This window comes from Halocatena marina, assembly GCF_023276375.1.
Classification (GTDB): Archaea; Halobacteriota; Halobacteria; order Halobacteriales; family Haloarculaceae; genus Halocatena; species Halocatena marina.
Genome location: NZ_JALLPK010000001.1, coordinates 3,060,049 through 3,072,484, shown reverse-complemented (window position 1 = coordinate 3,072,484; position 12,436 = coordinate 3,060,049). Strand labels below are relative to the sequence as shown.

Sequence of the window (12,436 nt, the reverse complement as noted above, 5' to 3'; positions counted from 1 at the left end):
GTTAATATATGATGGCGAAAAAGACAGTAGTATGTGATAATTGCGGTAGAAAGCACAAAATCGACCCCAGCGCGAACGGGAGTCAAAGATGTAACGGCTGCAATATGTTCCTTTAGGCCCTATTGGACTGTTTTTTCGGGTGTGACTTCATCGAGTAGTTGCTGTTGATGTTCAGAGACTACCGTTGCGAGTTCTGGTACATCCCACTCCTCGGCAAGCCCTTCGAGTCGATCGCGGATGCGCCTCCCTGTCTCAATCGCCCGTTCGTATCCCTCAACCGAATCATCATGCCGATAGACGACGAATCCTGCATCGACCATTTCGTCGGACGAAAACTGGCCGTTTGCAACACGCTCTCGTGGCTCTGTCCACTCTCCCTTGGCTCCAAGAAAGTAATCGATGGCACTGGATGGATATCCGAAGATGACGCCGAGACGCCGCATCCATTCATCACTGCGTTCGGTACGATTGCTTGACGGTAAAAGATCGAGCCGTCCGTACACGGGGGCAACGAACCACCACCCAAGGTCTCGGCGCTTATACGCGACGATATTCATCGTATCACACAGTTCTTTGAGTCCCGTGTGCGGTGTCCACCGATGGTCTGGAAAGTGATCTGTTGATGGGTCAATCGATGCAGCGGGCTTATCTCCAGATAACACAAGTGCAACCATCAATGGGTCAGTGAAATCAAATACATCATTCTCGACACAGTTTCCGAAAAAATTCCGGAGAGCCTCGCGTTGATCTGTTGTAACTGTTTTGAGAGGAGAATTAGTGCCCGTCGGAACAAACATAATCTCCTCTATCACACAAAACAATATAAAGTTATTATCAAAAATGAGGAACTTCCCACCCACACCAATATCTGCGAACGTCTTATTGTCAACCAACTTATTTCAATGCGCCTAATCGCTCTACTGCGAGGGATGGGACTCCGTGATGGATGCCGACTCCAGTCATTGTAATGACTCCGGAAACGGATCTATTTCGTGGTGAAAGATTAAATAGAAGTTATCGCCGTCAGTTCAGTGTGGGAACACACGACGTGAATGGACTCGCCGGGATTTGAACCCGGGGCCTCTCCCATGCCAAGGGAGTGATCTACCCCTGATCTACGAGCCCGCACCAAATCGTACCTTGTCCTGTAACTTAACCCCATCGAAGCGTCGAGACCGCAAGAGAGTAGAAACCGTTTTGAGGACGACGGGATAGTTCCAAATGGGAACGGCACGGCCGCATATCCGACGTGGCCGCGAGATTTCGCGGCTCTGGGAGTGCGGTAGTGCAGCAGCCGTTCGCATGAGCGGCTGCATGGAGTAGCGATTCGTGCGGTTCCAATTCATCTCTATGGCACGAATGCATACACGCCGTCGAGGGTCGTCCGGTTCGGACCGCCCTGCGGCAGACGAACCACCGGAGTGGAGTGACGTAGACACCGACGCAATCGAAGAGCGCGTCGTCGACCTTGCAGAGCAGGGCCACGACCCGAGTACCATCGGGCTCAAGCTCCGCGACGAGGGCGTACAGGGCGTCCCAATTCCAAATATCAAGTTGGCGACAGGGAAGAAAGTAACCGGGATCCTTGAGGAGCACGACGCCAGATCTGACATTCCAGAAGATCTCAGGAATCTCCTCGAACGTGCTGTTCGTCTGTACGAACACATGGAAAAGAATCCTGGCGACCACCAGAACAAACGGGCGCTCCAGAACACGGAATCGAAGGTTCGCCGGCTGGCGGACTACCACCGTGGCGACGTCCTCGATGAGGAGTTCAAGTACACCTACGAGTCGGCAAAGCGCCTCCTCGAAGACGAGTAAGAGCGGAAAGCACAGCGTAGAACCAGACACGACAGATGTCCACCGCCGATCATTCCAGATCTGAGCCTGCCCCCGCAGCGAGCGAGATCGCTGCACAGCTCTGCGAGGCGGATTTCGTCCGCCTCGTTACGACACCCGACGGTGACGCACTAGCTGCAACGGGCGTCCTCGCTCAGACGCTTACAGTACCGTTTCAGGCGAGCGTCGCCCGAAACGAGGTTGGCGAGAGTGAAGCGGATATGACGGTTACCATCGGCCGCGCAGATGGCAACGTAGCGATTATCGAGGAGCCACTGTCCGTCCGAGCCTTCGAAGTTGCACAGGCACTGAATGAATCGGAATCGGATTCTAATTCTATTTCAGATCCTGGTCCTGTACTCGTGCTCGCGCTCGCGGGAATCGTTGCAGCTGAACGAGACTTGAGCGCACACACGGACGCGTTCGACATCGAAGCGACGGACATCGATAGCACCCCGGGAATCGGCGTTCCGACGACGGATCTCGCTGACGGACTAGCGCACACGACGCTCGTCCACGCGCCGTTCTCCGGTGATCTCGAAGCAGCAACAGAGGCGCTTTCTGACATCGTTCCCGACAGCGCCACTCCCGATCTTGACGAACACGGTAGAGTAGTCGCGTCGATGCTCGCTCTTTCGGTCGTTCGAGAAGCGAAAACGCGGGCATCAGAGACGATTGATCGGGCGGTTTGTCCGTACGGAGTAGCGGAGGTCGGTGGAACGACACAGCTGCCATTTGCCACGCTCGCGGGCTATGCCGACGTGCTCGATGCGCTCGCGCGTTCGTGGCCCGGCATCGGTCTCGCTCTGGCGCTTGGCCACGACTGTTATGAGGCTGCACTCGACGGTTGGCGCGAGCACGCTCGCGCTGCTCACACAGCCATCCACAACGCCGATATCTCCCGATATCGGGGACTCGTCGTTGCGGATATCACCGAAACGACCTCCGAGAGTGGAACGATCGGAACGGTTGCCCGACTCGTTCGGGATTACCGCTCGCAGGAGCCGGTCGTACTCGCTATCGCAGACGATGCGGTTGCGGGAACTGCAGTCGAGCGAGAACGAGATGTAACGGCGGCACTGACTGAAGCGGTGGCTGCTGTCGATGAAAAAGCGAGCGCAACTGGTCGTGGACGGTACGCGTACGCACAATCAGCGATCACGACGCGGAAAGACGCGTTTGTCGACGCATTTCGGGAGGCGATCTGATGCCTGCCAGACGTGCGATTATCCGGACGGAATGGAACGATGAGCGCGCAACGGTCATCGCGGACGCACTCTGTCCCGACAACACCGCCGAAATGAAGACAACCGTAACCGACGCGACGGTCGAAACCGTCATCGAGCGGCCGACGACGGGTGGGCTACGAACAACAGCCGACGACTATGTCACGAATCTCACGGTTGCAGCACAGCTTACGAACGAGAAAAAGCATGAGTGAACGAAACTAATCATGAGTGAACGATCAGTCTCACGACGAAGACGAGAGAAACGCTGGTATACGGTGTTCGCCCCGGAGCAGTTCGACCGGGCCGAACTCGGCGAAACTGTAGCAAGAGAGCCCGATCAAGTCATCGGGCGCACTATTGAAACGACGCTCGGCGCGCTGCAAAGCGACGCCAGCGAGAACAACACGAAGCTTACATTCAGAATCACGGATACGGGAAGCGACAGCGCGTACACAGGGTTCGTTAAGCACGAACTCACGCGCGATTATCTCCGGAGCCTCGTCCGTCGAGGATCCTCGAAAATCAGCGCGTACGTGACCGTTCTTACGGCCGATGATTACCGTCTTCAGGTCCAGCCTGTCGCGTACACGACGAAAAAGGCAGACCACAGCCAAGAGATGGCCATCCGGCGACAGATGATCGACATCGTCGAGAACGCTGCCACCGAGCGAACGTTCGAAGAGCTAATCGACAGCATCGTCACCGGACGGCTCTCGGGTGGCATCTACAACGAAGCGAAAACGATCTATCCGCTCCGACGCGTCGAAGTCCAGAAAACGACGCTCGAAGCGCATCCTGACGAAGTCGCAGAAGAAGAAGAGACTTCCGTCAGTATTGAAGAAGACGATATCGAAATCGAAGACTGAGCGGGTGTCTATTCGGTATTGACATTATTATTGTTGCCTTCGTAATTATTGTGCGCTTTTAGACACAGGATATGTCAATAGTACTGTTTGTCTATAGCCGTATTGGAAATGTGTGTAGTTTGCCAGATTCAAAGAAATGTGTCTACACATGCTGTTCGATACGGTCACACGTGTACTATAACTCTGTTGTACGAGCGATCTGTCATACGAACGATCACGTGTGAATGTCGTCGGAGGTCGTGGATGATATTCTGTACTACCTCTTGTTGGGGCTTCTCGTCTCTAGTATCAGATTCACGACCTACAATCGCGCTCGCTTATTGGATGCAGAAGGAGATAGGAATCAAACAAGGTTTTATACTCTCTTATTCCTCTTCGACAACAACTGAGCCCGCCATTCCAGCTGGTTCGTGTGGGATACAGAAGTAGCTGTACGTGCCGGGGATTTCAAACGTGTGTGAATACGTTTGACCAGTGAGTATTTTCCCGCCTTTGCGTCCCTTTTGATTCTGCCACGACTTTCGTGCATTTTGTTCGGACTCAAATCCTCCTGAAGCGAAGTACTGAGCGTCGTTCGGGATCGCGCTTTCGTATGCCGTCACGGAATGTGGACGTGAATTAGTGTTGCCCCAGACGACAGTCTCTCCGACCGATGTAGTGTACTGTTCGGGTTTGAATGCATTCGACGACATTCCGATATCGTACTCATCGGAAGCGAGGGCACCGCTTCGGCGGAGACATCCAGAAAGTGCGACACTCGTAACACCGATTGTTGTCGCGAGAAATGTGCGACGGTCCATACTCGCCGGTAGCGAGCACCGAGGTATAGATCTCGCGGTTTGCTACAATCCCTGAATTGACATCAGCACCCAACCCAATCGGATCGCACGATCAGTGATGAAAGGAAACGCTCTTGGCTCCGACTATCGCATTCTGATGCATGAGTAACGGGGATGACGACTCCGAGGCCACGACCGACGCGACGGAGGCCTCGGGAGCCACAGACACCGATCCCGACGTTTCCGAGACCAACGAGAGTGAGGAGCCAACGACCGACGACGATGAGCCAGTCACTCCAGAAGCGCTCTCTGAACGACTCGAATCGATCGAAACAGACCTCGAATCAGCAGAAACGGAGTCAGATCTCGACGAAATCGAAGCAAGACTCGATGCGGTCGCCACTGACGTCGAAGCACTGCCAGAACCCGATGCAGACGCCGAAGACGAAGACGACGGCGATGACGATGACGATGAGGAGGATCCACGCGTTCAACTCGAAGAGCGTATCGAAGAGATTCGTGACGCGATCGAGGAACAGCGCGGTCCGTACGCGAGCGACGTCGTCGAAACACTCGATTCGGTCGGCGTCAAGATCGCAGAGACCCAATGGACCGAGCAGGGTAAATCGGAAGTCATCGAAGCTGTCGCGTCGTTTCTCGAAGCGGCGAATGAGGCGCTCGATTCTGATTTCACCATCGAAAACGAATCCATCGAATCGGTGACGGGAACCATCACGAACGTGATGGATGCGACCAAATCAGCAGACCTCGATCCAGACGACGACGCGGAAACCATCGATACGCTTCTCGCAGCGTCAGAAGAGCTGCAAAACGAGCTCGAAGAAGCACAGGAGTGGAGCGATCTAACTGTCCACCAACAGCTCAAACAGTTGGGATTTTACGACGAGCTGACGTCGGAGAATCGCAAGGATTACCCACCCGAACTCAGTGTGGTGCGCATTGCCGAGTCGGAAAATGATCCTGAGAAGATTCTCCTCGCGCTAGATAAGCTCGATTCCCAGTTCATGCAGGAGAACTGCATCGATGCGCTGTGTCGGATGGGTCCTGATGCGGCATTTGAAGAGATGAATCAGCGCGCACAAAAGCGGGACAAAGATTCAATCGAAGTGCTCGGAAAAATCGGCGACGACAGAGCTCTCGAAACGGTCCTTCCGTACATCGAGGGCGACACTGATCCCGCTCTGCAGAAAGTAACGCTCAAAGCTATCGGGGAGATCGGATCAGACGAAGCGACCCAAACCGTCGCTGACAGACTCGTTGCTGATGAACCGGAGGTCCGTAGTGCAGCTGCGAGAGCACTCGGACGCATCGGTGATACCCGAGCCATCGAACCGCTTTCGGACCTCCTTGCGGACGACGGAGACGACAATGTACGGGCGAGCGCAGCTTGGTCACTCAACCAGATTGGCACCCAAAGCGCACTCGAACGTACCCGTGAATACACCGACGACCGTTCGTACATCGTGCAAGTAGAGGCCGAACGAGCAGCAAAAGCGACAGCCGAACCGGAAACAGCGCTGTAACGAGACTCAGCTCATCCGTAGTTTTATATTCAATACCGAAACCAGCGGACCGTGTGGTCACAGTTGAGCGTGTTTCCGAGTCCGAGTCGGGGTCTGAGCGAGGGTGGGGTCTGAAGCTGATCCTCGTCGCGAGTGTTTTGCTCCTCGGAACGTCTTCGATCGCTCTTGCTGTCGGACCCACGAACAGTACGGGCGTTACAACCATCGCTTCTGATACCGAACGCGCAGCTGGAATCGAAATCGTTCGCGTTTATCCGAATCCTGTCACTGACGATGATCGAGGTGAGTTCGTCGTTATCGATGTGCCTCGGAAAACGAATGTGAGCGGTTGGGAGCTTCGTGATGAGGAATCAGTGGTATCACTGCCGAACAGAACCGTGAGCGGCCGGATCGTGCTTTCGACGGAACCGAAAGCGGTTAAAAATATGACCGACGAGCCGGTTCTGCAACTGACAGGCAAAATCAGTCTCTCGAACGCCGGCGAACGGGTTCGTCTCGTGAGAGATGGCACCTCGGTCACAACGGTCGAATACAGTGATGCGCCGGAAGGTGAGTTGTATCAACGGGATAGTGGAGAATGGACGTGGGAACCGTTCGGTGCTACCGATCTTTCGGTTGTCGAAAGTGGCCCGTCCGCCGCTCGGCTGTTCGTGCTCCCGGACGCACCCAAAGCCCCTGCTTCGACGCTCGATTCGGCCACCGATCGAATTCTCCTCGGTGGATACACCTTCACGTCCGATCGGATCGCCTCTGCACTCGTTCGGGCGCACCGCCGTGGTGTCCACGTCGAGGTGCTCGTCGAGAGTGGGCCAGTCGGTGGCATCACAACACAGGAAAAAACTGTACTCGATCGGTTGACAGCCGCTGGCATCGATGTCCACGTTCTCGGGGGGGAGCGTGCGCGATATGCCTATCATCACGCGAAGTACGCTGTCGTCGACGACCGGGCGCTCGTGATGACCGAAAATTGGAAACCGTCCGGCGTTGGCGGTCACTCGAACCGGGGGTGGGGAGCGATCGTTCGCGATTCAGTCACCGCAGATGAGCTTGCAGCAGTATTTGCGGCCGATACTGGATGGCTGGACACGAAACGGTGGCGAGAATTCAGTCGAAATGAGACGTTCGAGCCATCGGAGCCGTCGTTCGAATCGTATCCTTCGACCGTTCCACCGAAAACAGTTCCAGTCGAACAGACACGACTTCTCGCTGCACCCGATAATGCGGAACCGGAGCTTCTTGCAGTGATGAACAATGCCACCGAGAGCATTAGTGTCGTACAGGTGTCGATAGAGGGATTCGACGGTCCATTCACACAGGCGGCACTCCAAGCCGCACGCCGTGGGGTCGAGGTTCGTATCCTTCTGAGTAACGCTTGGTATGTGCAAGACGAGAACCGAGCCCTCGCCGAGCGGCTCAATCGGCTCGCAGGAGATTCACCGCTCGAAGTGCGATTGGCAGAGCCAAACGGACGGTTTGAGAAGATCCACGCCAAGGGTGTGATCGTCGACAGCGATCAGGTAGTCGTTGGAAGTCTCAATTGGAATCCCTATTCAGCGCGGGAAAATCGTGAAATAGCAGTCGTGTTGATGGGTGATGCGGTCGGGGAGTACTTCAGCAGCGTGTTTGATGCGGATTGGCGCGGTAAGAACGAGGAATTGCCCACTCCTATTCCCGTCGGAATCATCGCCGCCCTCGGTATCGCCATCCTGATAGCGTTAGTGCTCGCTAACGCGCTCGAATTCGAACCCAAATGGTGAGTTCAAACTCATACGAACAAATGTTCGAGAATCTGGATCTGAGACTTATAATCCAGATACTGTCTCATTAATCACGGAGAAGAGTGCTTCGGAGCTCTTCATCGATATCTGCGTCGGCCATCTTCTCGACGAGCGCGTCGAGCACTTCTTCGCGTCGTCCGGAGACAAATTTGATACTCCCTACGACGAGGTGACCGCCACCACTGACACCCGCTCCAAGCTGCTCATCAGCCAGTGCGGACACCATCTCCGGAATATCGAGGCGCACACCGTCACTTCGGAGTACAGCGAAATCGGGTCCGTAGCCAATCGTGATTACTGGATCACCATCGTGTTCGCGGACCATGTGATCGTGGACTGCGCCGGTCGTCTTCCCCGGAGCAGGGTAGGTAAAGCGGTGAGCATGACGTTCGACATCGACGCGGTAGAGGTGTGCGTCGTTGTCGAGCTGCTCGTGTTCTGTGTGTGGGAGCGTCACATCGAGCTGTCGATCGCGGTCGCGGCTAGCCCGGTCTGCGAGGAACGAAACCAGCTCTTCGTGACGAGCAGCATCGTCACATCCCACATCCAGAACATCGTTGACGAATCCGTTTCCATCGTCATATCGAAGCCAGAACGCGGCGTAATCGAGTGCTTCACCGATGTCATCGATGTTCTCTTCGCTGTAGCCCGCTTCGCTGGCGAGCGCGAGATAGTCGTCCATCGCGTCCGCACGCGATCGATCACACAGTCCTGCAACTGCAGGAACGTGCTTGACATCATCGGTTAGTTCGGGGTCGATCATCCGTGCGAGTTCGACGGACATCATCCCGGTCGTGACACGGTAGTCCTCACCGTGGAGATACGGATTGACGTGTTCTGCGACGAACGGCTCGACTGCTTCTGGATCTGGATGATGGTGATCGACGACGACAATCGGGACGTCGTATTCGGCGAGCGTCCGGTATGCGGGTGTGTCCTCTTCCGTCGAGCCGTTATCGAGCATCAAGAACAGCGGAAGCTTCTGTCCGTGACGGTCACGATCGGAAAGCGCGTGGTTGAGATCACGCGTAACGTCTTCCATTTCGTAGAAGGGTGCTTTACTCGGCAGTCGTCGCAAGAGGTACTGAGGTGCGTCGGGCGTTTCGTAGCGCTCAGCGATGAACCGTTCGAGCGCGAGCTGCAGCGGAACGCTAGCGCACATACCATCACCGTCTGCGTGATGGCGAATTCTGATCGGTCGACCGTCAAGCACGGCACGGCGGAGCGTCTTCGCGACGGTTCTGAGGTCAGGAAGAAGCGTTTCAAGTCCAGACCAGTCAACGAGTGGATCGACTTCGTTCGGTTCCGCAATAGCGTCGAGCGACTCATCGAGCTGTGCCCGAACTTCTTCCGGGTTCGGGACGGGTTCGAGTGATTCGATTTCGAGCTGCCGAGCGCCACCGTGTTGTTCGACGGTACCAATTACTCGGACAACTTCACCCACCGAGATATCCGGATACGCCCGGACACCAGCCTCTTCGAAGGCTGCACACGGCACGACTCCGACCTCATCCCGGATCTGAAAGAGCGTTGGTCCCGATGTCTGTCGAATTTGAACAACTTCACCAACGAGATGGACCGTTTTACCGACAGCGTCCTGAAGATCTGCGGCCGTGATGAGTCGTCCCGGTTCGACAATATCTGTGCGATACTCTACGGGACGAGTTTCACTGAAACTCAGATCGCCGTTTTCAAGCACTTCTTCGAGGCGAACAATGAACGAATCGCCATATTCGTAGCTTCCATCGAGTTCGGACTCGTGGACAAGTCCCGAGACGTGATCCGAGAGGTCAACAAAAACACCGTAGTCAACAACACCGTTGACAGTGGCGTGGTAGTGCTCGCCGACCTCGACATCGTCAATTGTACAGTTCGGTGCGAGATCGTAGACAATAGTGACAGAGACACGCGAAGGTGACATTTCCCCGTACTCGTCTCTCATCGGTTTTAACGTTTCCCTTTCCGATAGCTGATGGAAGACCTACGTTTTAATTCTAACGTGATCACCCCTCGTATCGTCTTAGGATAGCGCTTCAGGAAAGCGACATTCGTTTCGGAACCCTTAGATGGAAACCGCGACTTCACATATGTATGGGTCTGTTCCGGTCGGACGAGATCCTCGGCATCGCCGAAGAGACGCTCGCATTCGCGCGTGAGGCCGCGGAGAATACCCATCCGAACGAGTATATGGGGCTGCTTCGTGGCGAAGACGCTCAGACGCTCGGGCTCGATAAATCAGGGACCGTCATAACCGAGGTCCTCGTTATTCCCGGAACGGAATCGAATCCTGTGAGTGCAACGGTGAAAACAAGTATGGTTCCCAACGATCGCCATACGATCGGATCGATCCATTCCCATCCGAACGGTGTGCTTCGACCAAGTGACGCCGATATTGCAACATTCGGGAAAGGACCAGTCCACATCATCCTCGGTGCACCCTACGGTCCACACCACTGGCAGGCATTCGACCGGCAAGGAGAACCAACCTCTCTTCCAGTTCTCGATGTCGAACTCCCCGACGAGGAGTTCTTCGACTTCACACAAGAGGATATCGACGAAGAACTACGCCGATAAATCCAAATTCGAAGCTGAATCCGAATCTGAATCCAAATCTAAATCTAACTTTGAATATCAATGTGGATGCGAATGAGAACGAGATTGAGAATGTGGCTCCGGATCTAGATATGAGTATGAATACAAACACGGATGTCGAACTGGACGGGAATGGGAATGGAGAAGGCTGGCGAACGGTTGTCGCACAGGGAACATTCGACATTCTCCATCCCGGACATCTACATTATTTTCGTGAGGGGGCGGAGATAGGCGATGAACTCCACGTTATTATCGCTCGACGGGACAACGTCACACACAAGGAGTCGCCGATCCTGCCAGATCGCCAACGACGGGACATGGTTGCTGCGTTGGATATGGTTGATGAAGCGCACCTCGGTCACACCGAGGACATCTTCATTCCAATCGAACGGATCGGGCCAGACATTATTCTTCTTGGACACGACCAACACCACGATGAGTCTGCGATCGAATCGGCGCTCGAAGAACGCGGTATTTCCTGTGCAGTCAAGCGGGCATCAGGAATGGAGCCACGATCCGAGAGCGAGCTGTTTTCTACGGGACGGATCATCGACCGGATCTGTCAGGAACGCTGTTAATACAAAACCGACGCTCAGTCTGCATCACACAGCACTATCCGGTCGCCCGTACGATTCTCGCATAGGAATTGTTTCGACTGTGTTATAGATATCCGTTTTCGACCAACCGCTCGACGCCTTCTTTCAGTCGCTCGGTGCTCGCTGCGTAGGAGAGTCGCGCGTAGCCGGGCGTTCCAAACGCACTTCCGGGGACAGTAGCGACGTGGGCGTCGGAGATGGCGCCCTCACACCACTGTTGATCGTCCTCAGCAACGGGTACCATCATATAGAACGCGCCGTCACCGACCGGGACATCGACGCCCTGATCGGCAAAGAGATCAGCAAGCATGTCGCGTCTTCGCGCAAATGCATCCCGCATTTCTTTGACTGCGTCGTCGCACTCATCGAGCGCGACGACACCCGCGTGCTGGACGAAGTTCGTCGCAGACGAAACCGAATGGGACTGGAGCTTTCCGGCTTGCCCGACAAGCTCAGACGGTGCAGCGAGATAGCCGAGCCGCCAGCCAGTCATCGAATACGCTTTCGAGAAGCCGTTGACGGTGACTGTCCGATCACCCATACCAGCCATCGTCCCGAGGCTCGTCGGTTCGACGCCGTAGGTGATCTGATCATACATCTCATCCGCAATAACTGTGATATCGTGCTCTGTCGCTAGATCGCGCACACCGCGCAGCGCCGCATCAGAGAACACCGCACCCGAGGGGTTACTCGGTGAGTTCACGATGAGAAGATCGGTGTTTTCGGAGACGGTCGACGCAAGCTCGTCGAGTGCAGGTTCGAGCTGGAAGTCGTGCGGCGTGAGATCGACGCGTTTCAACGATCCACCAGCAATTTTCACCATCGCTTCGTAGGAAACCCATGCGGGGTCGAGCAGGACTACCTCGCTGCCATCCTCAACGAGCGCCTGCACAACCTCGAACAGCGCTTGCTTCCCGCCCGGCGTGACGATGATGTTCTCGGCAGCGTACGAGAGACCGCGGTCGGTAAGCGAATCCGCGATCGCCGACCGAAGCGCAGGAATCCCGTTGGATGGGGCATAGCCAGTGTGTCCAGCGTCGATGGCCTCCTTTGCGGCCTGCACAATCGGTTCGGGCGTCGGGAAATCGGGTTCACCAACGCTCAAATCGACAATATCGGTACCATCTGCTTCGAGTTCCGATGCGAGGTTGCTGATCGCAAGCGTCGCACTCGGTTCAACTCGTTGAACGCGCTCCGTGAAATCCATGCCCAT

Annotated in this window: 12 protein-coding genes and 1 tRNA gene; 8 read left to right on the top strand and 5 right to left on the bottom strand. The window is 55.3% G+C overall.

Annotated elements, in window-relative coordinates; translation table 11 throughout:
• Nucleotides 1-119 precede the first annotated feature (119 nt).
• Nucleotides 120-674 carry a hypothetical protein gene (locus MW898_RS14475; RefSeq protein WP_248908477.1) on the bottom strand — a complete coding sequence of 185 codons (555 nt, stop codon included), beginning with the start codon at nt 672-674 and terminating at the stop codon, nt 120-122.
• 379 nt (nt 675-1,053) lie between these two features.
• A tRNA-Ala gene (locus tag MW898_RS14470) sits at nt 1,054-1,125 on the bottom strand.
• 225 nt (nt 1,126-1,350) lie between these two features.
• On the opposite strand from MW898_RS14470, the gene MW898_RS14465 reads away from it, so the two are divergent.
• From MW898_RS14465 to MW898_RS14450, 4 genes are read left to right on the top strand one after another with little or no spacing between them, the layout of a single operon-like run.
• Nucleotides 1,351-1,821 carry a 30S ribosomal protein S15 gene (locus tag MW898_RS14465; RefSeq protein WP_248908476.1) on the top strand — a complete coding sequence of 157 codons (471 nt, stop codon included), beginning with the start codon at nt 1,351-1,353 and terminating at the stop codon, nt 1,819-1,821.
• A gap of 35 nt (nt 1,822-1,856) precedes the next feature.
• A complete protein-coding gene (locus MW898_RS14460) occupies nt 1,857-3,047 on the top strand; it encodes a hypothetical protein (RefSeq protein ID WP_248908475.1) in 1,191 nt (396 codons plus the stop codon).
• Nucleotides 3,047-3,280, top strand: coding sequence for a KEOPS complex subunit Pcc1 (locus tag MW898_RS14455; protein WP_248908474.1), 234 nt, complete (start codon nt 3,047-3,049; stop codon nt 3,278-3,280). Before MW898_RS14460 ends, MW898_RS14455 begins: the two co-directional genes overlap by 1 nt.
• Nucleotides 3,281-3,292: 12 nt before the next feature.
• Nucleotides 3,293-3,934, top strand: coding sequence for a 30S ribosomal protein S3ae (locus MW898_RS14450; protein ID WP_248908473.1), 642 nt, complete (start codon nt 3,293-3,295; stop codon nt 3,932-3,934).
• A 365-nt stretch (nt 3,935-4,299) separates the two neighbouring features.
• On the opposite strand, the gene MW898_RS14445 is transcribed toward MW898_RS14450, so the two are convergent.
• Complete coding sequence (locus MW898_RS14445; protein WP_248908472.1) at nt 4,300-4,734, bottom strand: plastocyanin/azurin family copper-binding protein; 435 nt, start codon at nt 4,732-4,734, stop codon at nt 4,300-4,302.
• Nucleotides 4,735-4,874: 140 nt separating this feature from the next.
• Here MW898_RS14445 and MW898_RS14440 point away from each other — a divergent pair, with 140 nt between their 5' ends.
• The gene (locus MW898_RS14440) at nt 4,875-6,257 is read left to right on the top strand and encodes a HEAT repeat domain-containing protein (RefSeq protein ID WP_248908471.1); all 1,383 of its coding nucleotides are present in this window, start codon (nt 4,875-4,877) and stop codon (nt 6,255-6,257) included.
• Nucleotides 6,258-6,310: 53 nt separating this feature from the next.
• Entirely contained in the window at nt 6,311-8,014 is a 1,704-nt protein-coding gene (locus MW898_RS14435; protein WP_248908470.1) for a phospholipase D-like domain-containing protein, read from the top strand.
• A 67-nt stretch (nt 8,015-8,081) separates the two neighbouring features.
• On the opposite strand, the gene han is transcribed toward MW898_RS14435, so the two are convergent.
• Nucleotides 8,082-9,956 (bottom strand): Hef-associated nuclease, encoded by a 1,875-nt coding sequence (han, locus tag MW898_RS14430; protein WP_248908469.1) that lies wholly within the window; start codon nt 9,954-9,956, stop codon nt 8,082-8,084.
• 170 nt (nt 9,957-10,126) lie between these two features.
• Here han and MW898_RS14425 point away from each other — a divergent pair, with 170 nt between their 5' ends.
• Both MW898_RS14425 and MW898_RS14420 read left to right on the top strand, forming a co-directional pair.
• Nucleotides 10,127-10,609 (top strand): Mov34/MPN/PAD-1 family protein, encoded by a 483-nt coding sequence (locus MW898_RS14425; protein ID WP_248908468.1) that lies wholly within the window; start codon nt 10,127-10,129, stop codon nt 10,607-10,609.
• Between the two features lie 116 nt (nt 10,610-10,725).
• Nucleotides 10,726-11,205: an FAD synthase family protein gene (locus MW898_RS14420; protein ID WP_248909778.1), complete on the top strand. Its 480-nt coding sequence runs from the start codon at nt 10,726-10,728 to the stop codon at nt 11,203-11,205.
• 82 nt (nt 11,206-11,287) lie between these two features.
• Here the strand turns inward: MW898_RS14420 and MW898_RS14415 are convergent, their stop codons facing one another.
• The gene (locus MW898_RS14415; RefSeq protein ID WP_368409105.1) at nt 11,288-12,436 is read right to left on the bottom strand and encodes a pyridoxal phosphate-dependent aminotransferase; all 1,149 of its coding nucleotides are present in this window, start codon (nt 12,434-12,436) and stop codon (nt 11,288-11,290) included.

Excerpts from the sequence above, each read along its gene's own strand:
- MW898_RS14475 (WP_248908477.1), bottom strand. The coding sequence starts at position 674 with ATGGTTGCACTTGTGTTATCTGGAGATAAGCCCGCTGCATCGATTGAC.
- MW898_RS14465 (WP_248908476.1), top strand. The coding sequence starts at position 1,351 with ATGGCACGAATGCATACACGCCGTCGAGGGTCGTCCGGTTCGGACCGC.
- MW898_RS14460 (WP_248908475.1), top strand. The coding sequence starts at position 1,857 with ATGTCCACCGCCGATCATTCCAGATCTGAGCCTGCCCCCGCAGCGAGC.
- MW898_RS14455 (WP_248908474.1), top strand. The coding sequence starts at position 3,047 with ATGCCTGCCAGACGTGCGATTATCCGGACGGAATGGAACGATGAGCGC.
- MW898_RS14450 (WP_248908473.1), top strand. The coding sequence starts at position 3,293 with ATGAGTGAACGATCAGTCTCACGACGAAGACGAGAGAAACGCTGGTAT.
- MW898_RS14445 (WP_248908472.1), bottom strand. The coding sequence starts at position 4,734 with ATGGACCGTCGCACATTTCTCGCGACAACAATCGGTGTTACGAGTGTC.
- MW898_RS14440 (WP_248908471.1), top strand. The coding sequence starts at position 4,875 with ATGAGTAACGGGGATGACGACTCCGAGGCCACGACCGACGCGACGGAG.
- han (WP_248908469.1), bottom strand. The coding sequence starts at position 9,956 with ATGTCACCTTCGCGTGTCTCTGTCACTATTGTCTACGATCTCGCACCG.
- MW898_RS14425 (WP_248908468.1), top strand. The coding sequence starts at position 10,127 with ATGGGTCTGTTCCGGTCGGACGAGATCCTCGGCATCGCCGAAGAGACG.
- MW898_RS14420 (WP_248909778.1), top strand. The coding sequence starts at position 10,726 with ATGAATACAAACACGGATGTCGAACTGGACGGGAATGGGAATGGAGAA.
- MW898_RS14415 (WP_368409105.1), bottom strand. The coding sequence starts at position 12,436 with ATGGGCATGGATTTCACGGAGCGCGTTCAACGAGTTGAACCGAGTGCG.